The 24,843-nt window shown below is 59.8% G+C and carries 19 protein-coding genes; 14 read left to right on the top strand and 5 right to left on the bottom strand.

All coding sequences use genetic code 11. The features are described from left to right. Positions 1-10: 10 nt before the first annotated feature. The 3 genes from B0G57_RS20850 to gmd form a co-directional block, all read right to left on the bottom strand. Entirely contained in the window at positions 11-1,060 is a 1,050-nt protein-coding gene (locus B0G57_RS20850) for a glycosyltransferase family 4 protein (RefSeq protein WP_223258616.1), read from the bottom strand. Positions 1,061-1,218: 158 nt separating this feature from the next. Further along, the gene (gene fcl / locus B0G57_RS20845; RefSeq protein WP_018440492.1) at positions 1,219-2,223 is read right to left on the bottom strand and encodes a GDP-L-fucose synthase; all 1,005 of its coding nucleotides are present in this window, start codon (positions 2,221-2,223) and stop codon (positions 1,219-1,221) included. Positions 2,224-2,241: 18 nt separating this feature from the next. Next, positions 2,242-3,336 carry a GDP-mannose 4,6-dehydratase gene (gmd, locus tag B0G57_RS20840; RefSeq protein ID WP_018440493.1) on the bottom strand — a complete coding sequence of 365 codons (1,095 nt, stop codon included), beginning with the start codon at positions 3,334-3,336 and terminating at the stop codon, positions 2,242-2,244. A gap of 580 nt (positions 3,337-3,916) precedes the next feature. Here gmd and B0G57_RS20835 point away from each other — a divergent pair. The 13 genes from B0G57_RS20835 to B0G57_RS20775 all read left to right on the top strand — a co-directional run bounded on the left by B0G57_RS20835 (position 3,917) and on the right by B0G57_RS20775 (position 20,906). Next, positions 3,917-5,491, top strand: coding sequence for a mannose-1-phosphate guanylyltransferase/mannose-6-phosphate isomerase (locus B0G57_RS20835; RefSeq protein WP_018440494.1), 1,575 nt, complete (start codon positions 3,917-3,919; stop codon positions 5,489-5,491). Positions 5,492-5,584: 93 nt separating this feature from the next. Further along, complete coding sequence (locus B0G57_RS20830; RefSeq protein WP_018440495.1) at positions 5,585-6,970, top strand: undecaprenyl-phosphate glucose phosphotransferase; 1,386 nt, start codon at positions 5,585-5,587, stop codon at positions 6,968-6,970. A gap of 111 nt (positions 6,971-7,081) precedes the next feature. After that, on the top strand, positions 7,082-8,209 hold the full coding sequence (locus tag B0G57_RS20825; RefSeq protein WP_018440496.1) for a polysaccharide biosynthesis/export family protein: 1,128 nt from the start codon (positions 7,082-7,084) through the stop codon (positions 8,207-8,209). Positions 8,210-8,441: 232 nt separating this feature from the next. Continuing rightward, positions 8,442-9,410, top strand: coding sequence for a helix-turn-helix domain-containing protein (locus tag B0G57_RS20820; RefSeq protein WP_158256626.1), 969 nt, complete (start codon positions 8,442-8,444; stop codon positions 9,408-9,410). Then, positions 9,407-10,711 carry a WcaI family glycosyltransferase gene (locus B0G57_RS20815; protein WP_018440498.1) on the top strand — a complete coding sequence of 435 codons (1,305 nt, stop codon included), beginning with the start codon at positions 9,407-9,409 and terminating at the stop codon, positions 10,709-10,711. The genes B0G57_RS20820 and B0G57_RS20815 overlap by 4 nt, the downstream gene beginning before the upstream one ends. A 28-nt stretch (positions 10,712-10,739) precedes the next feature. Then, positions 10,740-12,989: a polysaccharide biosynthesis tyrosine autokinase gene (locus B0G57_RS20810; protein ID WP_018440499.1), complete on the top strand. Its 2,250-nt coding sequence runs from the start codon at positions 10,740-10,742 to the stop codon at positions 12,987-12,989. Between the two features lie 66 nt (positions 12,990-13,055). Beyond that, positions 13,056-13,490: a hypothetical protein gene (locus B0G57_RS20805; protein ID WP_018440500.1), complete on the top strand. Its 435-nt coding sequence runs from the start codon at positions 13,056-13,058 to the stop codon at positions 13,488-13,490. A gap of 35 nt (positions 13,491-13,525) precedes the next feature. Beyond that, entirely contained in the window at positions 13,526-14,791 is a 1,266-nt protein-coding gene (locus B0G57_RS20800) for an oligosaccharide flippase family protein (RefSeq protein WP_018440501.1), read from the top strand. Continuing rightward, positions 14,788-15,861, top strand: a complete 1,074-nt coding sequence (locus tag B0G57_RS20795) for a glycosyltransferase family 4 protein (RefSeq protein ID WP_018440502.1) — start codon at positions 14,788-14,790, stop codon at positions 15,859-15,861. The genes B0G57_RS20800 and B0G57_RS20795 overlap by 4 nt, the downstream gene beginning before the upstream one ends. A gap of 287 nt (positions 15,862-16,148) precedes the next feature. Continuing rightward, the gene (locus tag B0G57_RS20790) at positions 16,149-17,162 is read left to right on the top strand and encodes a helix-turn-helix domain-containing protein (protein WP_018440503.1); all 1,014 of its coding nucleotides are present in this window, start codon (positions 16,149-16,151) and stop codon (positions 17,160-17,162) included. A 135-nt stretch (positions 17,163-17,297) separates the two neighbouring features. Next, positions 17,298-18,674, top strand: coding sequence for a sigma 54-interacting transcriptional regulator (locus B0G57_RS20785; RefSeq protein ID WP_018440504.1), 1,377 nt, complete (start codon positions 17,298-17,300; stop codon positions 18,672-18,674). A gap of 310 nt (positions 18,675-18,984) precedes the next feature. Then, positions 18,985-19,437, top strand: a complete 453-nt coding sequence (locus B0G57_RS20780; protein ID WP_018440505.1) for a response regulator — start codon at positions 18,985-18,987, stop codon at positions 19,435-19,437. Beyond that, positions 19,434-20,906, top strand: a complete 1,473-nt coding sequence (locus B0G57_RS20775; RefSeq protein ID WP_018440506.1) for a PAS domain-containing protein — start codon at positions 19,434-19,436, stop codon at positions 20,904-20,906. The genes B0G57_RS20780 and B0G57_RS20775 overlap by 4 nt, the downstream gene beginning before the upstream one ends. 4 nt (positions 20,907-20,910) lie before the next feature. Here the strand turns inward: B0G57_RS20775 and B0G57_RS20770 are convergent, their stop codons facing one another. Then, complete coding sequence (locus tag B0G57_RS20770; protein WP_158256625.1) at positions 20,911-21,759, bottom strand: helix-turn-helix domain-containing protein; 849 nt, start codon at positions 21,757-21,759, stop codon at positions 20,911-20,913. Positions 21,760-22,288: 529 nt separating this feature from the next. On the opposite strand from B0G57_RS20770, the gene B0G57_RS20765 reads away from it, so the two are divergent. Next, positions 22,289-23,515: a Bcr/CflA family multidrug efflux MFS transporter gene (locus B0G57_RS20765; RefSeq protein ID WP_018440508.1), complete on the top strand. Its 1,227-nt coding sequence runs from the start codon at positions 22,289-22,291 to the stop codon at positions 23,513-23,515. 180 nt (positions 23,516-23,695) lie between these two features. Here the strand turns inward: B0G57_RS20765 and B0G57_RS20760 are convergent, their stop codons facing one another. Then, positions 23,696-24,841 (bottom strand): porin, encoded by a 1,146-nt coding sequence (locus B0G57_RS20760; RefSeq protein ID WP_018440509.1) that lies wholly within the window; start codon positions 24,839-24,841, stop codon positions 23,696-23,698. Between the last annotated feature and the right edge of the window lie 2 nt (positions 24,842-24,843).

Raw genomic sequence — 24,843 nt, 5'->3', positions numbered from 1 at the left:
TGTCTCTCGCTTATTCAGCCGATATCTCATCACGCGAGGGGCGTATCATGCGTAACAAATCATCCGCGAGTGCAAGGACGTTCTTTGCGAAGAGTGCGGGCGTCCAATTGCGAATGGTCGACAGAGCAGCGGCGGCAAAATGCTGGCGCAGATCACTATCCTCGCCGAGTTGCTTCATCCTGTCCGTCAGCTCCTGAATATGGCCTGGCCGGACGACGAAGCCGTTGATTCCGTCATGCACTAGTTCGTTCGCGCAGCCACATGTCTCCGATACGATCGCTGGGCAGCCGCACGCCATCGCTTCATTGACACAGAGGCCCCATTGATCGAATGCACTTGCAAGGACGAGAAAATCCGCGAGCGCATAGAGCGAGGGCATGTCTCTGTTGAGTACTTCTTTGAGTATGGTCACGTGCTCGCGGACCCCGAGCTCGTCGATCTTCTTTCGAATCGCATCCTCGAGTGGCCCTTGGCCCACTATCACGAGCGATGTTCCGCCGTGTGCCAGTGTTGAGCGCGCGAAGGCCTCGACTACGACAGACACGTTCTTGCGCTCGACAAAGCGGCTGACGCACAGCACATACCGCATGGGCAATCCGAAAAGCGTGCGCGCTTGCGCCGGGCATCCCGCTGCGCGCAGTGCCGCCTCGCGAAAATAACCAACGTCGATGACGTCAAAGCCGACGCGAGAGCGTTCAAGTGGTATGCCGAGTGACTGCGCGTACCGGCGATGCCTTTGTCCGGCGACCAAAGCGCCGTCGAAATGCGATACGAGGAGCTTTTTGAACCATTCCTTGAGCCCGAAGCGCTTGCCGTCGTCGTGCTTGGAATCGGACATGTACATGAGCTTGAACCGACGACGCAGCAACTTGGCGGCGCAGAGGTAGATCGCGTAGCTCGTGTGGTAGCCGAGCGTAACGACGATATTGGGGCGCTGGGCGCGCAGGGCCTTGCGTAGCCGCATCAAGACGAGAAGCCAGTTCTTCTCGCCATGCGCGTGATCCTTGAAAAGCGTGATCGCTTGGACGGAGCCTTCCGCAAGAAACTTGTCGCGCTCCACTTGCGGATAACCATATGCCCTCGAACGTCCGAAAATCTCAATGAGCGAGATTTCGTATCCTTGCGTTGTCGCCAACTGAGCGACGGCGCGATACCGCGGTACGTGGTAATCAACGACATTCCAAATAACGAATTGGAGGCGCATTTTTTTCGCGCCGCCTACTCGTCCCGGCATAGCGCAAGCTCACTCGCCACCGCATCGTTGTCGGGGTGGGACGATGTAGCGCCGCAGGCAGCGAGATAGCTTTCGTGAGTCCGGCGAATTCCATCGGACAGCGACGTCGTGGCGCGCCAGCCCAACATGTGCATACGGTCGACCGAAAGCAGCTTGCGCGGAGTTCCGTCCGGCTTGCTCGTGTCGAAGACGATATCGCCTTCGAAGCCGACCGTGCGCATGATGAGTTCGGCGAGCTCGCGGATCGTCACGTCCTCACCCGCGCCGATGTTGAAGATGCCCTCCGTCGCGCCGCTCTCCATCAGGAACACGCAGGCGTCGGCCATATCATCGACATAGAGGAACTCGCGGCGCGGCGTTCCGCTGCCCCAGACGACGATCTTCGAGTCGCCGCGCAACTTCGCCTCATGCGCCTTGCGCAACAGAGCGGGCAGTACGTGGCTCGTCTGCAGATCGTAGTTGTCGTTCGGGCCGTACAGATTCGTCGGCATGAGGCTGATGTAATGCGTTCCGTACTGGCGATTGTATGATTCGCACAGCTTGATTCCGGCGATCTTGGCGATGGCGTAAGGTTCATTCGTCTTTTCCAGCGGCCCGGTGAGCAGATACTCCTCGCGTATCGGCTGCGGACAATCGCGCGGATAGATGCACGACGAACCCAGAAAGATAAGCTTGTCGACGCCGGCTTCCTTCGCTGCGTGAATGACGTTCGTCTCGATCAACAAGTTGTTGTAGATGAAATCGGCCGGGTAGGTGCTATTGGCGTAGATTCCGCCGACCTTGGCCGCGGCAAGGAAGACGCAGGCGGGCCTCTCCTCGCGAAAGAAGCGCCGAACGGCTTGCTGATCGAGCAGGTCGAGTGAAGCGCGATCACGCGTCACGATGTTCGTGTAGCCGAGCGTATGCAGACGCCTGACGATTGCCGATCCCACCATACCTCGGTTGCCGGCGACATAGATCGGCGCGTCTCTGTCGATCGATTGATTCATGGGTGGCCTCTTCGCAAGTCATTCGTTGAACGCGAACGTTTCATAGCCGTGCTCCCGCACGAGCTCGTCACGCTCGGCACTGCGTAAATCTTCGCGAACCATCTCGGCGACGAGATCGGCGAATTTGGTGCGCGGCGCCCATCCGAGCCGTACGCGGGCCTTCGTGGCGTCGCCCAGCAGGCTCTGGACTTCCGTCGGCCTGAAATATCGTGGATCGACGGAGACGATCACGTTCCCGTTCGTGTCGTAGCCTCTCTCGTGGATGCCGCTGCCGCGCCAGGCGATGGGCATGTCGAGCTCTCTCGCGGCTGCGTTGATGAAGTCACGCACGCTGTGCTGGACGCCGGTCGCAATGACGAAGTCTTCGGGCTCGTCCTGCTGGAGCATGAGCCACTGCATTTCGACGTAGTCGCGCGCGTGGCCCCAATCGCGCTTGGCGTCGAGATTGCCGATGTAAAGACATTTTTGTAACCCGAGCTTGATCCGCGCAAGCGACCGGGTGATCTTTCTTGTGACGAACGTTTCGCCCCGAAGCGGCGATTCGTGGTTGAAAAGGATGCCATTGCAGGCATAGATGCCGTACGCCTCACGGTAGTTCACCGTGATCCAGTATGCGTATAGCTTTGCGACGGCATACGGAGACCTCGGGTAAAAGGGCGTTGTCTCGTTCTGGGGTATTTCCTGGACAAGACCGTACAGCTCGGAGGTCGAGGCCTGATAGAACCGTGTCTTCTTCTCGAGCCCGAGGATGCGGATAGCTTCGAGAATGCGCAGCGTGCCGAGTGCGTCAGAGTTGGCCGTATATTCCGGTTCTTCAAACGAGACAGCCACGTGGCTCTGAGCCGCCAGGTTGTAAATCTCGTCGGGTTTGACGTGCTGAATGATGCGGATCAGACTCGACGAGTCGGTCAAGTCCCCGTGATGCAACAAAAAGCGAGGATTGGGCTCGTGCGGATCCTCGTAAAGGTGGTCGATTCTGTCGGTATTGAAAAGTGATGTACGGCGCTTGATCCCATGTACCGTATAGCCGTAATTAAGCAGGAATTCGGCCAGATAAGCGCCGTCCTGACCCGTCACGCCGGTGATTAATGCGACTTTCACGCAGACCCCCATTAACGTTTTTTAAGACAAAGGCAGCCCCGTCACCCTGTCGGAGAATCGACTCGGAAGACTCGTTTCGGCGAACTATGCCGCCCGGCATGACGCCTTGCAAGGCAAGGCGAAAAAATGGCGGGCAGCGGCTATGCGGGTATAGCTACCGCCACTGCCTTTAGTGTTCGTCCGCAATTTCTGGCGCCAAGATCGCGGTGCCACGGTCGTCCGTCATGGTCAGACGGTGCCCCTGAACGGTCGTCTGCGTGCGCGCTGAGATTCGGCGAGGGCGAATGCCGGCACGACTCTTTTTTGGACACCTGGCGTTACGAGATCGTTACGTAACGAGTCGACACGTTCGAGAAAAAAATAAATGATGCTTCAACTGCCATTTCGAACGGCGTCGACGCAATTCGCCAATCACGAAGCCGCAAGCGCGGCTATCACGATTGTTTTCCGGACGCATTGCCTAGGGGTTGGCACACATTCTGCAGATTGTCACGCAGACACCGGGGTCGCCGAGTATCGCAACCGCTCGGAGAAGCGCCCGTCGGGGACGGGCGGCACAACTTAGACCATCGAACGAGAAACGAGGACCACTATGAAGCAGGGGATACCGGACATCGTCACATATCGCGGCCGACTGGATTTGCCCCCGGACCGCGCGACGGACGATCCAGTCGCAAGGTCGGGGCTGCTGACCGGCCAGACAGGTGGCCGCATCGCGATGCCCTTCGCATTTCCGCTAGCCCCGATCATTTTGGCGGGAGGTGCTGGTACCCGTCTGTGGCCGCTTTCGCGAGAGCAATATCCCAAACAGTTGATCGACCTACTCGGTGACGATACGTTGTTGCAGGCAACTGTTCGGCGAGCGCAGGCGCTCACCGCGATACGCGCGGCGACGGATCCCATCGTCGTCTGCGGCGCCGACCAACGCTTTGCGACCGCGGCGCAAATGCGAGAGTGTGGCATAGACGCGTCTTTCATCGTCGAACCGATGCGTCGTAACACGGCACCTGCACTGACATTGGCGGCGGCTATGCTCGCCGCTCAGAGTGAGGACGCGATCCTGGTCGCTATGCCGGCAGACCATGCGATTGTCGATTTGCATGCGTTCGCGCGCTCGCTGGCTATCGCGACGAATCATGCACAGCGCGGCGCGGTGGTCGCACTCGGCGTGCCGCCCGCGCGGCCCGACACAGCCTTCGGTTATATGCGCGTCGGAGCTTCGGTCGGCGATGGCGCCTTCGCCATCGATCGCTTCGTCGAAAAGCCGACTGCCGAGTTCGCCCTCGAATACGTCGAGTCAGGCGCGTATTGGTGGAATTGCGGCATCTTCGTCGTCCTCGCGACCGTCTGGCTCGACATGCTTCAGGCGCTGCAGCCGCGTATGTACGACGCGTGCATGGCGGCGGTCGAGTCGGGCACGCGGGAAGGCGTGTTCTTTCACCCCGATGGCGAACGATTCGCCAAAGCGCCTTCGGACTCGATCGACTTCGCCGTCATGGAGCACCTGGCCGGCGACGAGGCGCTTGCGCCGACCGTGGCTGTGCCGCTCGATGCGGGTTGGTCGGACCTCGGCTCCTGGGACGCGGTCTGGGAAGCGCTCGATAAAGACGCCGACGGCAACGTGTCAAAAGGCCGTGTCTTCTTCGAAGGCGCGAAGTCCAGCTTTGCACATGCGCAGGGACGGCTCGTTGCGTGCGTGGGCGTGACGAACGTTGTGGTGGTCGAGACCGACGATGCTGTGCTCGTGGCGGATCGTGCGCATGTGCAAGACGTGAAGGCGCTGGTGGAACGCATCAAGGCGCAGGCGGCTCCTGAGGCCGATCATCATCGCAAGGTCCAGCGACCATGGGGCTATTATGACTCGCTCGATCACGGGGAGCGCTTTCAGGTAAAGCGCATCGTGATCGATCCTGGATGCCGGCTGTCATTGCAGCGACATCATCATCGTGCTGAACACTGGATCGTCGTTCGAGGCACGGCGCTCGTCACGCGCGCCACTGAGCAATTCCTCGTCAGCGAGAACGAGTCGACCTTCATTCCGGTCGGCGTTATCCATCGCGTGGAAAACCCCGGCAAGTTTCAGCTCGAGATTATCGAGGTTCAATCAGGTGCGTATCTCGGCGAAGACGACATCGTGCGTTTCGACGACAGCTACGGCAGAGCCTGACCCATCAAATCAAGCGTAGTCGTTCGATGGCAGGAGCACTGGCCGTGACAGGCATGCTCCCGCTCGGTCCAGATTGGATGTTGGAGATGCGTTATGGCTGCCATTCCGGGATCGCTTGCGCGAGTTCTCGACGTCGTACTGGTGTTGGCAGGTGCTCAGATTGCCTCGCAGATGCGGCTGGACGCGCTCGTTGCCAACCCGAACCATGCCGGTTTCGTGGCGTTCGCCGAGGCCGGTGCATTAGCGATGTTCCCGGTGTTCGGCGTCTATCAATCATGGCGGGGGCGTTCATTGACCAGGCTTGCGAGCCGCGTTGCATTGGCGTGGCTCGTGGTTCAGGCGTCGGGGCTGATCCTGATGTTTTCGCTGCATGCGAGCGGCGCTATTTCCCGCCTTTGGTTCTTCGATTGGAGCGCGCTGACGGGAAGCGCGATGATCGCTTCGCGTCTCGCGGCTGGCGCCGCGCTCGCACGGGTGCGGCATGCCGGACTCAATCTACGGTCCGTCGCCGTCGTGGGAGGCGGTGAGCACGGCGAGCAGATCATTCGGAAACTTGAGAGCTCGACGGGCAGCGGGTTTCGTGCGGTATCCGTGTTCGACTCGCGCGGCGGCGGCATCTCTCCTGCTGTCTGCGCGGGCCTCGCTGCGTTCAACGATTTCACCCGATTTGCCGAGCACGTGCGCGCGAGCGACGTCCGCGAACTGTGGATAGCGTTACCGTTGTCCGACGAAGCGATGATCCTCGACTGTCTTAACGAGTTCCGCGACGATCTGCTGAACATTCGCCTATTCCCCGACGTGCGCAGCCTCGAGGTCTTCGACGGTGGGATGGTCGATCTGATTGGCGTACCGGCGATCAATCTCGTCGCCTCGCCGCTCTCACCCGGCTCGCGAATGCAAAAGGACGTGTTCGACCGTGTGTTCGCCGCATTCGCGTTGCTCGCCCTGGTGCCGCTTCTGCTCGTGATCTCGATCGCGGTCAAACTTTCGTCGCCGGGGCCCATTCTCTTCAAGCAACGGCGCAAGGGCGCGGATGGACATGTATTCAACATTTTCAAGTTCCGCACGATGCGCGTGCATACGGAGACGCCAGGCACGGTTCGTCAGGCGACGCGCAACGATTCCCGCATCACGAAGGTAGGCGCTTTCTTGCGGCGCACGAGCCTCGACGAGTTGCCGCAATTCATCAATGTGCTGCGCGGCGAAATGTCAGTCGTAGGGCCGCGTCCGCACGCGTTGGAACACGACGACTTCTACCGACGCATCGTCAATGGCTACATCCATCGATACCGGATGAAGCCCGGAATAACCGGCTGGGCGCAGATCAACGGCCTGCGCGGCGAAACGGATCGCGTTGAGAAGATGCAGCGCCGTATCGAGCACGATCTTTACTACCTGCGCAATTGGTCGTTTGCACTCGACATTCGAATCATCGCGGCGACGATCGTAAAAGGCTTCGCGCATCCGAACGCTTATTGAGTGATTGCCGGGCGAGCGGCCCACATGCGTCGACGGCTTGGTGTGCTTTTCGGGAAGCTCGTCGAAATAACGACGATGCGAGCATGACTGACTGGTTGTGGAGAAAAACTTATGAAGCGCTTGACGATTGTCGTCATTGGATGCGCTGCACTGCTTTCGGCATGCAGCGTCGCAACGGGTATGCGGATGCCGGACAACCCGACGCTGCCTCTATCGAGTGGCAACGCGCAGACGTCGCCTGTGAATCTTCCCGTCACGATCGAAGACATCACGATCGATCTGATCAAGGAATTGAAAGCGGGGAGGAAGGACGGCGAGTCGGATCTGATCAGCTCGCTCATCGGGCCTGCGCATCCCTACGTACTGGGCCCGGGCGATGTGCTGCAGATCACGGTCTGGGATCACCCCGAGCTCGCGGCAGCGCTGGGTACGATGCAGCAGACGAATGCAAGGCCGTCCGATCCCGCGCAAGGATTCGTCATAGACGAAAAAGGCAATCTGCAGTTCCCGTACGCGGGCACCTTCCATGTGGCTGGCCTGACGGTGGAGCAGGCCCAGCAGCGCTTGCTCGAACTGCTTTCGATGCCGGGGCGCTTCGTGAAACCGCAAGTAACAGTGCGCGTCGAGTCGTATCGCTCCAACCAAGTCTACGTGGACGGTGAAGTTCGTACGCCCGGTGCAGTGCAGATCAACGATGTGCCAATGACGGTCTACGAAGCGATCAATCGGGCAGGGGGCTTCACGGCCAATGCGGATGAAAGTCAAGTGAAGCTTGTGCGCGATGGCATGTCGTATCCGCTCGATCTGGCCGGAATGATCGCGCGCGGGCAGAACCCAGCCGGCATCATGTTGAAAAAGGGCGATCTGCTGCGCGTATCCACGCGCGCCGACAACGGCGCGTACGTGCTCGGTGAAGTCAATCGGCCAACGACGGCCGTGCCGACGATCAATGGCGAGCTGACGCTCGGCGAGGCGATCTCGCAAGCCGGGAGCATCAATCCCGCCAGCGCAGACGCGGCCCAGATATTCGTCATTCGCGGTTCTCTCGGCGGAAAGCCCGAGGTTTACCACTTGAACGCACGTTCGCCGGTCGCAATGGTGCTGGCCAACCAGTTCACGTTAAGGCCGAAGGACATCGTTTATGTAGACGGCAACGGGCTCGTCCGATTCAACCGCTTCCTCTCTTTGCTGCTGCCGGCGATCGACGCAGGGCTGACAGGGGCGATCTTGACGAAGTAATAGGCCCGGCCTCGGAGCGAGGCGCGAGGTTCAACGACCCTCGGGCGACAGATTTGATGGGCGACGGGAATGTGGTTTCAGGACACAACGTGACTTGATTGAATCGTGGGGATCGAATATGGCTTACATCGATGTTGAAAATATCCGGGCCGACGGGTCGAAACCTTTGACACCTGACCCGGCGACGCACAGCCGTCGAATCGGATTGCTGTTGCTCAAGGATTTTTCTTTCTTGGCTTTGGCGATGGTGACCGAGGTATTCCAGATGGCCAATGAGGTTGCTTGCACCGAGATGGGCAAGTCTCGATCCTACGACCTTCGCCTGCTGTCGCTCGATGGGGGAGACATCGCCTGCGCTTCTTCGGCGAAGGCATGCACGGATCGGCTCGATCCGCGCGAGGTCGGGGAACTGCATGCTGCCTTCATCATGGGCAAGGAAGGCGAGGGCAATGCGGCACGCGATCGGCGGCTCATCAAGCTGGTCCGTCTTCTCTATCCGAATACCGCGCCGATGGATCCTTTCGGAGCGCGAATTGAGCTTGGAGCCGCCAGCGCACGGCGGCCGCGCACGTCGGGGTGGGGGCAGCGAATCAGCATGGAGCGGCACGTCAAGCAGGGGCACTCGAGCGTCAACGACGATCCCTATCGGGCGATGTGCGCGGCGCTGGTGCAAGTGAAGCGCGATTGGGGACTCGATGTCGCCGTCGCGGTGGCAGAGCGGTTATCTCCGGGTTTCGGCAGTGAACTCGCTCCGCTTCTGAGTCAAGTCAGCGGCAAAACGGTCGGCGACAAGGTCCGCGCGTCGGCACGCTGGCTCCTTGCGCACTGCGAGCACCCGGTCACCATTGCCGATGCCGCGGAAATCGCAGCCATGAGCGAGCGCAATTTCCTGCGGTGCTTCAAGCGTGAGATGAGCGTCACACCCTCAGAATTCCTTCTGCAGACACGATTGGACTTGACTTGTCACTTGCTTGCGAAGACGAACCTGCCAGTCGATAACATTGCACGGTGCACGGGCATGCGCAATGGCGATCGGCTCGCGAAGATGTTCCGCAAACGCTTCGCCGCGTCGCCGACGGAGTATCGGCTCCGCACTCAGCCCCGGGATGACGACGCCACCTCGCCGACCCGTCCCCGTCCCCCCGGATATGAGCAAAGGACCCTGCAAGGCACGCCTGCAGCAATGGAGTGTGAAGAGTGAGCCATGTCGATCAAGCGCAGGACGTCGACCGTGGGGTTCGGCGGCGCAGACAAAAGCAGGTGAGCGGCGCAGCCCCGCTGCGGATTCTCGTGTACAGCTTGAACTACGCACCGGAGCTGACTGGCGTGGGAAAGTATTCTGGCGAACTCGTCGAGACGCTGCGCGAGCACGGCGGCGAAGCCGCAGTCGTTACCGCGCAACCATACTATCCTGGCTGGCGAATTTTCGATGGATTTCGCAATCGGTATGCAATCGACCGCACGAGGCCTGGCATCACGGTCTACCGTTGTCCGCTTTACGTGCCGGCTCGGCCGAGCGGGATTAAACGCCTCATACATCACGCCAGCTTCGTGGCGGCGACCTTGCCAGTCATGGCGCGGCTTCTGCTCTGGCGGCCCGATGTCATATGGATGGTCGAGCCCAGTCTGATGTGTGCACCGATCGCGCTGGTCGCTGGGCGACTCGTCGGTGCCAAGTGCTGGCTCCACGTGCAAGATTACGAAGTCGATGCGGCGTTCGGGCTCGGGCTGGTGAAATCGGCTTGGTTGAAGAGGCTTGCGCTTGGCGCCGAACGCTGGTTGATGCGCCGATTTGACGTCGTGTCGTCGATCTCCACGAAAATGGTCGAACGTGCGAAGACAAAAGGCGTGGATTCGCGCAAGCTCGTCACGTTGCCCAATTGGGTCGATATCGCCGAACCTCGCAACGACCGGTTAGGGAATCGGTATCGCAAAGAACTGGGTCTCGCTGCAGGCACGAAAGTTTGTCTATACGCCGGAAACATGGGGCAGAAGCAGGGGCTCGAGGTACTGGCCGACGCGGCGCGGCGTCTCGCGCGGCGTGCCGACATTTGTTTTGTGTTTTGCGGCGAAGGCTCGGGGCGGCCAGCGTTGGTCGAGCATTGTGCAGGATTGCGAAATGTAACGTTCCTCCCGCTGCAGCCCGCACATACCTTCGCGGAATTGCTCGATTGTGCAGACGTCCATCTCTTGCCCCAGCGTGCCAGTGTCGCGGATCTTGTGATGCCCTCGAAGCTGGCCGGAATGCTGGCCAGCGGGCGACCGATCGTTGCGATCGCGGAAGAAGGAACGGACGTGTGCACCGTCGCATCGCAATGCGGCGTCGCTGTGGCGCCAGGCGACCGCGATGCGTTTGCCGCGGCGATCGAGGCATTGATCGACGAACCGGAGCTTGCGAGCCGGTGCGGCATGCGCGGACGTCAATACGCGATAGCGAATCTGGATCGTCGCCATGTGATGGAGCGTTTTGTGAACTCGCTCGTGCAGTTGTGCGGCAGCTGACGACAAGCGGTCTATTTAGGGAAAAGCAATGAAGCCACTAGATCAGCCAAAGAGCAATTTTTTGCAACCTGAAGGAGATGCGATCTCCATTACCGATTACGTCGATTTCCTTATCGAGGCCCGCTGGTTGATTCTCGTTTTCGCCGTGGCTGCCACGCTGCTCGGCACGGCGTACGCGCTGCTCGCCAAGCCCGTGTATCGGGCGGATCTGCTGATCCAAGTCGAAAAGGCTTCCGCGGATTCGACGAAGAGCTTGCTCGGCGATGTCTCTTCGCTCTTTGACATCAAGACGGCGGCGGCGACAGAAATCGACATCCTGCGATCTCGACTCGTGGTGTCGCGAGCGGTCGATGCGGTTCATTGGGATTACAGTGCCGAGCCTCGCTACTTTCCAGTGATTGGCGCGTTCATTGCCTCGCGGAGCAAGGGTTTGTCCGACCCTGGTGTTTTGGGATGGGGAGGCTTCGCATGGGGGCGAGAGCAGGCCGACGTTGGTGCATTCGACGTTCCCGAGAGCCTGTACGGAAAACGATTCGAACTCGAATATCTGGGGCACGGCGCATACCGGGTGACGGGGCCAGACGGCGAGCACACGTTCGAAGGAAGTGTAGGGAGACTCGAAACATTTCACCTTCCCGCGGGCGACGTCTCCCTGCGAGTCGCTTCCATCTCGGCCAAGCCAGGTATTCGCTTCAATCTGACGCACGCGTCGCCGCTGCAAACGATCGAGAAACTGCAGGAGCAACTTGCTATCTCCGAAAAGGATAAGGAATCGGATGTGATCGAAGTGTCGCTCGAATGCACTCAGCGCATCCGGTGCAAGGACCTCCTGCATGCAATCGGCGAAGCGTACGTTACGCAGAACAGGGAGCGAAAAGTCGCCGATGCGGAGAAGTCTCTTGAATTTCTCAACGCACAGTTGCCGCAACTGAAGAAGCAACTCGAAGACTCGGAGGCAAAGTACACGAGTTTCCGGGACGAGCATGGAACGATCGACCTCGGGGCCGAGGGTCGCCAACTGCTTACACAGGCGGGCGGTATCCAGGAGCGATTGGTGGACCTACGCGTGCAAAGAGAAGATCTACTCACCCGCTTTTCGGCGACTCATCCGAGTGTGACTGCGCTCGACAAGCAGATCGCTGAGTTGGAGGCGTCTGCCAGTCAATCCGAGCAAGAGATCAAGCAATTGCCGGATCTTGAACGGCAGGCGGTCGGGCTGATGCGCGACGTCCAAGTCAACACTGTTCTCTATACGGGCCTGCTAAATAGCGCGCAGCAGTTGAGGGTGATCAAAGCCGGCAAGACGGGTACGGTGCGCCTGGTCGACGATGCCGTAGTTCCGGAGCGGCCGGTCAAGCCGAAAGTGCCGATCATCATCCTGCTTTCCCTGATTGGCGGGATTGTGTTGGGTGTGGTCGTCGCGTTCGCACGGAAGACGTTCGCCGCAGGTCTGTCGGACCCTCACGAAATCGAGCAGCTTACTGGGCTCAATGTCATAGTCACCGTTCCCTACAGCGAACGCCAACAAGCGCTTTTAAGCGAAGCGCGGCGTGGCGGATCGCCGATGAGGCTTCTCGTCCATCGCGAACCGCATGACCCGTCCGTCGAGAGTCTGCGCAGCCTGCGCACGGCTTTGCAGTACGCCATGCTCGGTGCCCGAAACAATGTCGTGATGCTGGCGGGTGCCACCCCTGGCGTTGGCAAGTCATTCATTTCTGCGAACCTCGCCGAGGTTCTGGCTGCGGGTGGCAAGAAAGTGCTGCTGATCGATGGCGATTTGCATAGAGGGAACCTGAACGAGTACCTGCAGGTGGCGCGTGAGGACGGCCTATCCGAATGGATTGGCGGGAAAATGACCATCGAAGAGGTCACGAGACGTGGCATCGGGAGTGGCTTCGATTTCATCGCGACCGGCACTTTCCCGCCGAATCCCTCGGAGCTCGTTTTATCGCCGGCGCTGCGCGTCGCGCTCGAGACAGTCGGGAAGCGCTACGACATCGTGCTCATCGATTCGCCGCCGGTCCTGCCTGTGTCGGACGCGCAGGCGCTTGGTGCGCTTGCGGGCACCGTCTTCATCGTCACTCGCGCCGACGTTAACCGGCTCGGCGAGATCGAGGAGTCGACAAGGCGCCTCGCGCTTGCGGGAGTGGGTGTGAAAGGAGTCGTTCTGAACGGCATCAAGCTCAATACGAGCCATCGAACCTACGGCTCACGATACAGCCGTTTTCGGCACGATCAGTACGGTTACTACATCTATAGCAACCAGACCAAGGTTTGAATCAGGGCGTGGAGGCGTCTCTCACGCTTCCCCGCCGTGTAACAGGTCAACCTTTACGAGGTGTCCATGACAAAGCTGTTGCCCGTCTGTTGCATACTGGTCGTTCATGCTGCTTACTGCTTCGCAGGCGATTCATCGCCCTATTCGGGCGCCCGTGGCGATGCATTTGCGTACGGCGGCACCGGTTTTGCGGAACTCGATCGGTCAACCAATCCGGGGCTGGTCGATCCACGCACGGGCAGCGCAATTCACAACGATATGTGGCAACTTGGCCCTGCTGCGGCAGCGGGTGCGACGTCTCGGGCGGACCAAGATCTGCTTGCACCTTCGATACCGGACGACAATCGGCACCTCGTGCCGTCGCTCGCGAACCTGTCCGTCGAACCCGCGCCGCCGATGTCGAGCTATCCCTTCCTCGCCGCGCGCAAAGTCAAGAAGCGTGTATCGCTGCGCGGATGCAGGAGTTACCCGATCAATGTTTGTCCCGCCAAATTACGGTAAATGAACACAAGGCCAACGCGAATCGCTCTCGATCCATGCAGCTAACGAACTTATTTCGGTCGATCGGGTTGCCGCAACTATCCGTGCGAGCGGGCTTTGGCACGAGCGCCGCGACTTGGGTGCTTTTGCAGCAGGCATTCGTGCGTGCGCTCGTTGCGGCGAAATTCCTGCTGCTCGGACGCATTCTCGGGCCCGCGGCCATCGGTAGCATCGGCGTGGCGCTGCTTGCAATCGCTATCGCAGAGTCGCTTTCGGATACCGGCCTCTCGCAGGCGATCGTGCAAGGGCGAAACGATCCCAGCCGAGCCGAACTCGGTGCGGTGCTGACGACGCTCGCGACGCGCGGCCTATGCATCTCGCTTTGCCTCCTCTTGCTCGCTCCGGTTATGGCAAGCGCGTTTCATCTCGGCGGAGCGCTGATGCTGTTGCAACTTGCGGCTGTGCCGCCGCTGATGCGAGGTCTTGCATCGCCGGCTTACTTCGTGACGCAACGCGAGCGTCGGTTTGCGCAGGTCGCCGGCGTCGAAATATCTGTAGCGCTCGTGGATTGCTGCTCGAGCATCGGTATGGCTGTGGGTGGTATAGGGGCCTATTCGGCGCTGATCGGCGCGATCGCCGGGGAGACGTTGAAGACAACGCTGACGTGGACGGCGATGACCCCGAGACCGCAGGTTCGTCTGTCGTGGTCGGGAATCGGACATTACCTCCACTTCAGTCGTTGGATCTGGGCGTCAAGTGTAGTCAGCCTATTCCTCAACCAGTTCGACAAAGTTATCGTGGCAAGACTGCTCGGGCCGTCAGAGCTTGGGGCATATCAAATGTCATCGAGGCTCGCCCAGCTGCTGCTTGCGGACGCTGCGATCGCCATGTCGCAATATCTTTTCCCGACGTTCTCCGCAAATCACCGGCTCGACCCGGCAAAGGCGGCCCTCCTCGTCAAACGATATCTTGCGCTCGCGACCGTGGGATTGGCGGCGATCGTCCTGCTATTGCGTGCGTTCGCCGGACCGTTTTTATCATTGTTGCTCGGCCGATCGTGGTTGGTTGCTGTTCCGCTCTTCAGGATCTTTGTTGTCAACATGGCTATTGGTGCTCTGATTGCGGTACTGGTAGCGTACCTGCGCGCAGTAGGCGACGCGAAAGCGGCAACACACGGTTCGCTGCTTCAGGTCATCATGCTTGCCGTGATGGTGCCGATCGCAACAAGGCACTACGGCGTAGTCGGGCTTGCTTGGTCGATGACAGCAGGACTTGGCGCTGCGGCGGCGCTGATGCTCTATCGGCTCGTCAAGAGGTCATGATGCGAATACTTCATCTCGTGCTGGCGCCGCGGTTGTCAGGCGCTGAAGTGCTGGTAAAGGACCTTGCTGCATATCAGCGCCGTCAAGGGCACCCCGTCGGGGTCACTTCGCTTTTGCCCGAACACGAGGACTTCGCCGAACTGCGCGCAGCCCTCGATAAAGACGGCGTCGTATGCCGGTTTCCACGGCGACGATATCCTCTGCTAGGAAAGCTATGGCATCTCTTCAGAGTCGCTCGGCGCTTTCGACCCGACGTGGTCTTTGCGCATGCGACTATTCCGTCGTTTTATGCGCGCGCTCTCCCCATCGCTGTTCCGATCGTGTTTGTCATGCATTCGGCCACGAACGATTTCGCGTATCCGGTATTCCGCGGGGTAGAGCGAATCTTGCGCCGACGCGCGCGCGCGGTGATCGGCGTCTCGCAGGCGAACGTCGACGACTATATCGCGGCAGTCGGCGCTCATCCCGCAATGTCGGTCATTCCGAACGGCGTGGACGTCTCGCGCTTTTCAACTGTGGGCCGCCCACAGGGCGGTAAGGCTTCGGCTCACGTGGTGCAGCTCGGACGTTATACGGCGGTCAAGAACCAACTCCAAACCGTGCGAGCGTTTAGAGAGGTGCTGAGGGAAGTGCCGACGGCTCGCCTCGGGTTGTATGGCGTCATCGAAGATCCGGCCTACCACCAAGCGGTGATCGAGCTTACGCACGAACTGGGCATTGCGGATCGAGTGACCGTCGAAGGTCCGCGCTCGGATATCCCGCACCTGCTGTCGGAAGCCAATGTATTCGCTATGCCATCGCTCTCGGAAGCGCACAGCATTGCGTTTATCGAAGCGCTCGCATCCGGGGTCCCTATCGTTGCGAATGCGATTCCTTCATTCGTGTTCGCGAAGCGGCTGAAAAACGTCCAACTGATCGAAGCGAACGACACGATGGCCTATGCGCGCGCGCTCGTCGTGGCGCTACGGCAGGACAGAGCTGAACGCCGGCTCCATGGTTTGACGCTCGCCGATACCGCGGACCAGTACGGATCGATCGCGTCGAGGGTGGTGTATGGGCGAGGGGCCTGATGTAGGGGCCGCAGGTGAAGCACGTCAATGACACCGGAACTGAACAGGCAGGTCTGTATATTTCCGCGTCCCGATTTTTGGTGAATATTACATATATATAATCGCTCGTTTGTTGTTGACAATTGGAAAGAATTTCCGGATTTTGCCCTCATGCGGATGAGATTGACTCACGCAAATTCTGCCAACAAAACCTACCGTTCCGACAAAACCCCTGTGGGCGGAAAAAGATATAGGTAGACTTATGACGCGGTGCGGAACGTCGACTTGCCAGCCATAACGAGGGGTTTATGACTTCAAGTAAGAGCGAAAGCCAGCCAACAGTGAAGTACGCGTACCAACCCGTCGCCGAGCAACAAGACATCGGGAACCGTTTCACGGCGAACTTCGGCAGCGGCCTACGTGTCGCTATTCTCGTGCATGATGAGTTTCCATTGATTGACGTCGCGCAAACCTTGGCGAGGACCTGTGAGCGGTTTGGCGTCGGAAAGGAGCAGGCCACCCATTGCCAAAACGGGAGCATTACAGTTGTCTCCGGCCACGCCGGTTTCGTTTTTCGGGAAAATTCCTCGATGCCGGTATGGTCTGTCGCCGTTAGCGATGTCGACCCGGCCGATTTCGATGCAATCGTCGTGCCGCAGCCATTTCCCGATTCGGCCACTTGCGACGCGGAAATTCTTTCATGGCTCGCGGACGCTGACGGAAAGAGTGAGATAATCCCGCTTTTTTTGCAAGCCGGAGCGGTAATGGTGGCGGGCTTTCCCGGCTTACCTGGAGCCTCGAGTGCGCTGGATCACGCTGGCGCCGAACGCAACGGGCGAACAGCGAAGAGCCGGCAGATCGCTTCAGAAACGGAGCGCAGCACGCATCAAACGGCATTGAAGGCTTCGATCGCGCTGCGTATGCGAACCCTCGCGGTCTCCGCTGGACAACCCGAAATTTCCGGTCTTAGCGAGAGGATCGAGACTGCCGTTCAGTGGCTGAAAGAGCACTACGGCGAACGTGTATCCATATCGGAGATGGCCAAGCTGGCGTTGATGAGCGAGCGGAATTTCCAGCGCCGATTCAGGAGTGAAGTCGGGATGACCCCCCACGAGTATCTCTCGAAGGTCCGATTGGAGAGCGCCAGGTCTTTGTTGGACAATACCGCGCTGCCGATGGACAAAATTGCGCGCCACTGTGGCCTCTTTAACGGCGATCATTTGCGCAAGCAATTTTTGAAAAGGTTTGGCATAACACCGGCGGAATACCGTTCGACGCGAGTCAGTATCATGCGGTCGGCCGCTGACATGGGTGTCGATTAATTTTCGGTTGACTTTTTGAAAGAAACAATCCGAATCAATCGGCTGGAAACGATTCTCAGGGCTGCGCACCGACTTCGCGAGACTTAACGCTCGCTACGAGTCGTGCAAGCGGGCCCGTCCACTGACGAGCGAAAGATGAAAGGCGCTGACCAAATTGGCGAACTCGATATCTATGTACTGGGAGGGGACGTCGACCTCGCCGACCGTGTTGCGCGCTACCTGAACGGTGTCGACATCAACATCATTCCGACCGACGAGCTGGCGATCCCGGCGACGGCAAGTCCGTCGCGCGCATCGCTGGCGATGATAAGCACCACCGTGATCGACGGATCCGCCGCGGCGATCGGCGAATGCCAGCGCGCCATCTCGATGCCGATCATCTGGATCGGCGAAGTGCCACGGGGGCCAGGTCAGCTTTTGCCGCAAGACTTCCATGCATTGCCGCTCGATTTTTCACGCGCGGGGCTACGCACCATGGTCGCGAATCTCGCGGTGCGATTGCAGGCGAGTGCCACCCGAGCGACTGACGCCGGTGCGATGGTGGCACAGTCCGAATGTATGCGGGCATTACTTCGTGAAGTCGACATGGTTGCCGATTTCAATACGAGCGTCCTGATCCGCGGCGAGACGGGGGTCGGAAAGGAGCGCATTGCGCAGTTGCTGCATCAGAAGCACTCGCGTCGCTGCATAGGATCGTTCGTGCCTGTCAATTGTGGCGCGGTTCCTGATGGCCTCTTCGAATCGCTTTTTTTCGGCCACGCAAAAGGAGCGTTTACGGGCGCGGTGGGTACGCACAAGGGCTATTTCGAACGAGCCCACGGCGGCACATTGTTTCTCGACGAGATCGGCGATCTGCCGCTCCATCAGCAGGTGAAGCTTTTGCGAGTGCTGGAGGATGGCGCGGTGACGAGGGTCGGGGCCGGGACGCCGGTGCAGGTGGACCTTCGTGTTCTCGCGGCGACCAACAAGGACCTTCCTTACCTCGTGAGGGACGGCGCATTTCGGGCCGATCTTTACTATCGGCTCGCCGTCATCGAGTTGCATGTTCCGTCGCTCGAGGAGCGGGGCGAGATCGACAAGATCGCCATCTTCAAGTCGGTCATCGCCGCGATGCTGGGTGACGAACTGCGTGCGGCGCTGCCAGACGTGCCGCAGTGGCTGTGCACCGCGATCTCGCAGATGCGATTTCCCGGCAACGTGCGAGAGCTCCGTAACCTGGCCGAGAGAGTCGGGGTCACGGTGATGCAGACTCGGGCCTGGGACGCCCCGCGGTTACGCAGTCTGCTCGCGAACGCGCAGAGAATACAGGCTACATTGGCGGAACGGATATCCGAATCAGCCATGGGGCGAAACAGGTTGGACATGGCCGATCGGAGCCGCGTGCTCGAAGCGCTGGCAACGAACGGGTGGCGGCGCCAGGAAACGGCACAGTATTTGGGGATCAGTCGGAAGGTCTTGTGGGAAAAGATGCGAAAGTATCGGATCTTCGATAACGAGCGAATCAGCGCATAACCCCGCGCGATGTTGGGCAGCATCAACGTCAGCGATATCAGTTGTTTTTTCTTCTTGTCGAGCCGATGTCGCCGTCTATACTGCAATTCATTTCTCAGTCATTTTTTTCTTGTCGACTTGGGTTTCGGTTGCCACCGCGGCTAGACGACACGCTCAGTCGGTTTGCAGCTGCGCGCATACTTTTTGGAGCTTCATTCTTCAAAGTCGTGCTTGTTGGCACACGTGAGCGGGAAGCCGAAGTCAAGCGCTTTGCCTTGCCGAGAGCTACCGTTGGGAAAGCCTTCAATCGCACGATGCGAAGGGACGGTGCATGGTGATCGACATGTCGCGCAGCCTCGTAGACATTCTTCTGGTGGAGGACAGCCCCTCGGATGCGATGATGACGCGCGAGGCGTTGCTCGAGTACCGCGTGTTGAATCCGCTCCATGTCGTTGAAGACGGAGTGGCTGCGATGCGCTATTTGAAGCAACGAGGGCCGAACGGCTCCGCACACCGACCAGGACTCATCATTCTCGATCTGAATCTGCCGAAAATGAGTGGTCGGGAAGTGCTTCAGGAATTGAAACGCGATCCCGCGTTGAGCGATATCCCGGTCGTGGTCTTGACGACATCGAAAGCGGAGGAAGATGTTCTGAGGTCATACGGTCTCCACGCGAATTGCTATATCACCAAGCCAGTCGACTTCGAAAAGTTCACGGACGTAGTGCGCAGCATCAGCGACTTCTGGTTCAGCGTGGTTACCCTTCCTCCGGTCAAGCCATGAACTCACCCGACGCGGAAGTTCAGGTTCTCCTCGTCGAAGACAGTCCGACAGATGCTTGGCTCATCGAGGATGCGCTCTCCGAAGTTTCGGCATTCAAGCTTCGCTTGCTGAGGGCCGAGCGGCTGTCGGAGGCTGCGGCCCAGTTGCGCGCGGCACGAGTCGATGTCGTGCTCCTCGACCTGGGCTTGCCCGACGCGCAAGGGCTGGATACGTTTCGCGCATTTCATCGGCAGGCCCCCGATCTGCCGGTGCTCGTGCTCACTGGGCTCGACGACATGTCCGTCGGTTTGCTGGCGATACACGAGGGCGCGCAGGATTATTTACTCAAGCGGGACATCGAACCGTCGTTACTGAGGCGCGCCATTCACTACGCCATAGAGCGGCACAGTGCCGCTGCGGCACTCGCGGCGAGCGAGGAGCGATTTCAGCTTGTCGTACGAGGGGCAGCCGCGGGCCTGTGGGACTGGAATCTGCAATCGGACGAAATCTATTTTTCGCCTCAATTCAAGGCGATTCTGGGATATGGAGATCATGAGCTACCCAATGAGAGGCGGGCGCATCTCGATGCGATTCATCCGGACGACACCGGCAAGGTCAGGGAGGCCTTGAACGCGCATCTAAAGCACCGGCGACCCTTCGACGTGGAATATCGTGTGTCGACCCGATCGGGTCAATTCCGCTGGGTACAGTCCCGCGGGCAGGCGCTTTGGGATCTTGCCGGCAAGCCCTATCGCATGGTGAGCTGGGTGATCGACATCAGCGATCGCAAACGAAACGAGGAGGCGTTGCGGACGTCTCGCGAAGAACTGAAGCGATTGTCGGGGCATACGCAACAGGTCAGAGAAGAGGAAAAGGCCCGCATTGCCAGAGAACTCCATGACGATCTGGGGCAACAACTGACCGCGCTAAAAATGGCGGTGACGCTGCTCGAGCAAGATCTCGACATGGAGGTGTCGTCACGATCCTCGGTGGGCTTGCGCGGCATCTATACATTGATCGATGGTTTGATCGACTCCGTGCGGAGAATCTCGGCCGACCTGCGCCCGGCGATGCTCGACGATCTCGGGTTGATTCCGACCATTGAATGGCTGATCAAGGAGTTTTCGATACGCTCGGGCATGCGCGTAACCAGCCGCTTCGATGTTGCCGGCATGGCATTCAGCCGCGAAAGCAGGATCGAGGTCTTCCGCATCGTCCAGGAGTCGCTGACCAACGTTGCGCGACATTCGGGCGCAACTGAAGTCGTGGTCGCGATCGAGCACGACAGCCGGTACTGCATCGTGCGGATCAGCGACAATGGCCGTGGTGCCGCGCGCGACGCAAGTCCGAGCCGACATTCGCTCGGCTTGCTCGGACTGCGTGAACGAGCTGCCCGGTTGAATGGCGAAATCCGGATTCGAACGGCGCCGGGCGCGGGTTTCTCGTTGACCGCCATTCTGCCTCTCGAAGCATTGGTCGCCGAGAATTAAGTAACTACAGGAGGTCAGGTCTTTCGGATTTCGTCGCGCGGTACTTGGCGGGAGAAATACCGAAATACTTGAGGAATTGCTTTCTCAGATGATCTCCATTGAAAAATCCGCAGTGACGGGCGATCTTGTCGACTGGCAGGTTCGTATGCAGAAGAAGTTGCCTTGCACTCTCCAACCGAATCGACGACAAGTATTGGCTCGGGGTTTGCCCCACCTCGGCCTTGAATCGCCTCAGAAAATTGCGTTCGCTCATCGATGCGCGTTGCGCGATCGCTGATATTGAGATGCGCTCCGCATAATGCTCATTCAACCATTGAATGGAGGCCTCGATTCTTTCGCTGAGCTGAGGAGTCTTGTGGTGAACCGGCCGCGCGCCTTCGGTCAGGGCCGGGTGCCCGGCGAGGAACTTCTTCGCGTCCGGGGCGAGCTCGATAATCTTTACGTCGGGGCCTGCCTGCGCGAGCCAGTCGTGCACGCTGGAGAGCTCCGCTGTTTTCTCAAATGCGGGCCGCTGTGCGATCACGATCATCTCGAACTCGCTCGGCGTCGCACTTTCCAGCGCTTCCGCCCAAACGGGTATCGACCAGTCGCCGCACGAGACGAATCCTGTACGGCTCGACAATATCTGGATGTTCAGCCGGCATCCGTCCTCGGCGAATTGCCCGTTTTCAGTGAAGAGTGCGCAAGCTTTCGTAAGCATATCGACGATATGCGTCATGGAGCAGCCGTCGCAAATGAGTATTGCGACACGATGGTTGCTGTCGGAGCATTCATCGATTCCAGCGGTCATGCCAACCTTGTTGTTGTCTGGTTCACATTTGCGGTGACCAGCTCCATTCACGGCCCACAGCATTTCATTGGTCCCTCGCCAAAAAACCACGCCAGCGTTTAGTTCGATTCTAACGGTGCGAGAGGCAAAATTCATAATTTACAGCCTTGGGTGTGCGCCTTGTCTGAATCGTAGGTTTCGTTGGCGGGTTTGACGCGAACCTGCTTACGCTCGGCCATCAGAGGCTTGACGCGCAAACGTTTCCTCGTCCCTTTCAGAAAGCGTGGTGTTTCTGGTTTAACTTTCTGCTTTTGGCGATATTGAGCAGTGATTCGCCTTCATCCGGCTCCGTTTTGAGATTCAAAAAAACATCGGACGAAATCCGCTCGTAGTTGGTTGGGCTATTGTCGATCGCCGTCGCGGACGGTCATGCGGTCGACCGTTACGCCCCGTGGGGACCGACGCGGCGCGTCCTTGACGGTGACCAGACCGGCTTGTCCGGCTCGCGTAGAATCAGCCTTTCGATTTGCTTCGCGGTTCATTGCGACACGGTTGCGGCTCGGAGCCGAAGAACTTTCATTGACGGGCCTCCGTTTTTTTTCGAGCACCTTGAATGACCCCGACAGATAGGCGCACGCCGGATATCCGGCTGATCATCCTGCTTGGCGCGCTCGCCGCTTGCGGCCCGATCGCCGTCGACATGTATCTTCCCAGCCTGCCATCGATCGCGCGCGTGTTCAGCGTTCCAGACGCGGCCGCCCAGGCAACGCTTACGAGCTTCATGGCCGGTTTCTCGCTCGGCATGCTGCTCTATGGGCCGCTCTCGGATCGCTTCGGCCGGCGGCCGGTGCTGCTCGTCGGCCTTGCGCTCTTTCTGATCGCGAGCATCGTCTGCGCGAGCGCGGGCTCGATCCAACTGCTCGTCGGCGTGCGCTTCGTGCAAGCGCTCGGGGCCGGCGCCGCTTCGGTGATGGCACGCGCGATCGCGCGCGACGTGCACGAACCGCGCGACGCCGCCCGCGTCCTATCGATGATCGCCATCGTGACGAGTCTCGGTCCGCTGTTCGCGCCGCTGATCGGCGGCCAATTGCTGCTGCTCGGCGGCTGGCGCGCCGTCTTCGTCGTGCTCGCGGTCTTCGGCGCGCTCTGCGCGGCGCTTGCATTCACGCGCGTGCGCGAGTCATGGCCGGCGCAAAAACGCGCGGGCGTCGATGTATGGGCGTCGTTCGCGATCTACGGGCGGCTCGTCACCGATCCCGTCGCGCTCGGCTACATGCTTTGCGGCGGCATGGCGTTCGGCTCGATGTTCGCCTACATCACGGCGACACCGTTCGTCTATATCGACTACTTCCACGTCCGGCCGCAGCACTATGGGTTTCTGTTCGGACTCAACATCGTCGGCATCATGATCGGCAACTTCCTCAATACGCGATTGATCGGGCGCTTCGGATCGCTGCGGCTCGTGGCCGGCGCATCGCTCGTCAGTTGCATCGCTTCGTTCGCCGTGGCAGTTGCGTGCCTGACGGGGTGGGGCGGATTGTTGTCGATTGTCGCGTCGCTGTTCTTCGTCGTCGGCGTCGTGGGCGTGCTGACAGCCAATTGCACCACCGATCTCATGCACCGCTATCCGAAGAACGCGGGAGCCGCCGCGGCCGTGTTCGGCGCCGCGCAGCTGGCGCTGGGCGCGCTCGCGAGCCTCATCGTCGGTGCCCTGCAGAACGGCACGCCAAAGGGGCTGGGCATCACGATTCTGGCGACAGGCGTGCTTTGCTACGTCGGGCGGACGATCGTCATACGCTGGCACGCGTTGCCGGCGCATGGGACGGCGGTGCCACGCTAGCTGACCGTTGACCGTTGCCCTTTGCTCCTTGTGCCTCGGGCCTCTCGCTCGATCGATAGCCGATAAAAAAAGCGCCGCGTGAAGCGGCGCTTTCGGAGGGTACTGCGCATCTCGTCGAGTCCCGGCAGGGCCGAAGCCCTGCCGTCCGGCGAGTTGTTTTTGCTGTTGTTCCGTTGCTGCTTAGAACTTGTGGCGGATGGCCACGCGGGCCGATACCTGGTTCGAGTTCGTGCTCGCGCCGCCGGCGAAGAGCCCGGAGTAGATGTCCGCCGTGACGCCGCCGCTCATCGCATGCTGGTAGCTGCCCAGCAGGTAGACATCGGTACGCTTCGACAATGCGTAGTCGGCGATCGCATTGACCTGGCCATACTTCGGCCGTTGGCCCGTCCCGTGGTCCTTGCCGTTCGTGAACGTATAGCCGGCACCGAGCGTTGCCGCCGGCGTCAGGCTGTACTGACCCCACAGTTCATAGCTGTTGAACCAGACCGTATTGCCACCCACACCTTTCGCGTTGTCGAACCGCACGTTCGAGAAATTGCCGCCGACGAGCAGGGGTCCGACGTTGTAGGTCGCGCCAGCGCTGATGACTTGCATGTTGCTCGGCGAACCGACGAGACCCCAGATGCCGTCCGTGGGGGCCGCGGCCAGCGACGGCGGGGTCGTGTTACCCAGGAAGTTGCCGTCGTTGAACTGCACCGCCGGGTCCTTGGCGTAGAAATAGCCCGCGCCCACATAGAGAGGACCCGTGGAGAAGCTCAGGCCGCCGCCGACCGTGCTTTGGCTGCTGAACGCGCCAGCCTGACCGCCGAACGCGTACATGGCTTCGGCTTGCAAGCCGTATACCTTCGGCGAAACGTACTTGACGGCGTTGTTGATACGGAAGCCGTTGTCGGTGTTGTCGATGTCAGCCGGGTGCGAGAAGAGGGCGCCCCACTGACCGTTGAACGTCGTCGCCTGTGCCATATCGACGACCGGGTCGTATTGGCGACCCAGGGTCAGCGTACCGTACGAGTCGTTGGTCAAACCGACGTAAGCCTGACGACCGAATTCGCGGCCGTGTTGAGCGAGCCCGCCGTTCGCCGGGTGGAAGCCGTTTTCCAACTGGAAGATGGCCTTCGTGCCGCCGCCCAGGTCTTCAACGCCCTTCAAGCCCCAGCGGCTGCCTTGCACGATCCCGTCTTGCATCTGCCACTGCGAGTGGCCGCCGGTGTTGTTGACGTAGGTGATGCCGATGTCGATGACGCCGTACAGCGTCACGCTGTTTTGGGCAAACGCCGGTGCCGCAACAGCGCTCGTCACTGCGAGAGCAATTAGCGATTTCTTCATTA

It is taken from the genome of Trinickia symbiotica, from assembly GCF_002934455.1.
GTDB lineage: Bacteria > Pseudomonadota > Gammaproteobacteria > Burkholderiales > Burkholderiaceae > Trinickia > Trinickia symbiotica.
This window is presented reverse-complemented; position numbering and strand designations above follow the sequence as displayed.

Coding starts and splice junctions, on each gene's coding strand:
- B0G57_RS20785 (WP_018440504.1), top strand. CDS start 17,298: ATGAAAGGCGCTGACCAAATTGGCGAACTCGATATCTATGTACTGGGA.
- B0G57_RS20765 (WP_018440508.1), top strand. CDS start 22,289: ATGACCCCGACAGATAGGCGCACGCCGGATATCCGGCTGATCATCCTG.
- B0G57_RS20810 (WP_018440499.1), top strand. CDS start 10,740: ATGAAGCCACTAGATCAGCCAAAGAGCAATTTTTTGCAACCTGAAGGA.
- fcl (WP_018440492.1), bottom strand. CDS start 2,223: ATGAATCAATCGATCGACAGAGACGCGCCGATCTATGTCGCCGGCAAC.
- B0G57_RS20760 (WP_018440509.1), bottom strand. CDS start 24,841: ATGAAGAAATCGCTAATTGCTCTCGCAGTGACGAGCGCTGTTGCGGCA.
- gmd (WP_018440493.1), bottom strand. CDS start 3,336: ATGGGGGTCTGCGTGAAAGTCGCATTAATCACCGGCGTGACGGGTCAG.
- B0G57_RS20825 (WP_018440496.1), top strand. CDS start 7,082: ATGAAGCGCTTGACGATTGTCGTCATTGGATGCGCTGCACTGCTTTCG.
- B0G57_RS20800 (WP_018440501.1), top strand. CDS start 13,526: ATGCAGCTAACGAACTTATTTCGGTCGATCGGGTTGCCGCAACTATCC.
- B0G57_RS20805 (WP_018440500.1), top strand. CDS start 13,056: ATGACAAAGCTGTTGCCCGTCTGTTGCATACTGGTCGTTCATGCTGCT.
- B0G57_RS20830 (WP_018440495.1), top strand. CDS start 5,585: ATGGCTGCCATTCCGGGATCGCTTGCGCGAGTTCTCGACGTCGTACTG.
- B0G57_RS20770 (WP_158256625.1), bottom strand. CDS start 21,759: ATGCTGTGGGCCGTGAATGGAGCTGGTCACCGCAAATGTGAACCAGAC.
- B0G57_RS20790 (WP_018440503.1), top strand. CDS start 16,149: ATGACTTCAAGTAAGAGCGAAAGCCAGCCAACAGTGAAGTACGCGTAC.
- B0G57_RS20835 (WP_018440494.1), top strand. CDS start 3,917: ATGAAGCAGGGGATACCGGACATCGTCACATATCGCGGCCGACTGGAT.
- B0G57_RS20775 (WP_018440506.1), top strand. CDS start 19,434: ATGAACTCACCCGACGCGGAAGTTCAGGTTCTCCTCGTCGAAGACAGT.
- B0G57_RS20795 (WP_018440502.1), top strand. CDS start 14,788: ATGATGCGAATACTTCATCTCGTGCTGGCGCCGCGGTTGTCAGGCGCT.
- B0G57_RS20780 (WP_018440505.1), top strand. CDS start 18,985: ATGGTGATCGACATGTCGCGCAGCCTCGTAGACATTCTTCTGGTGGAG.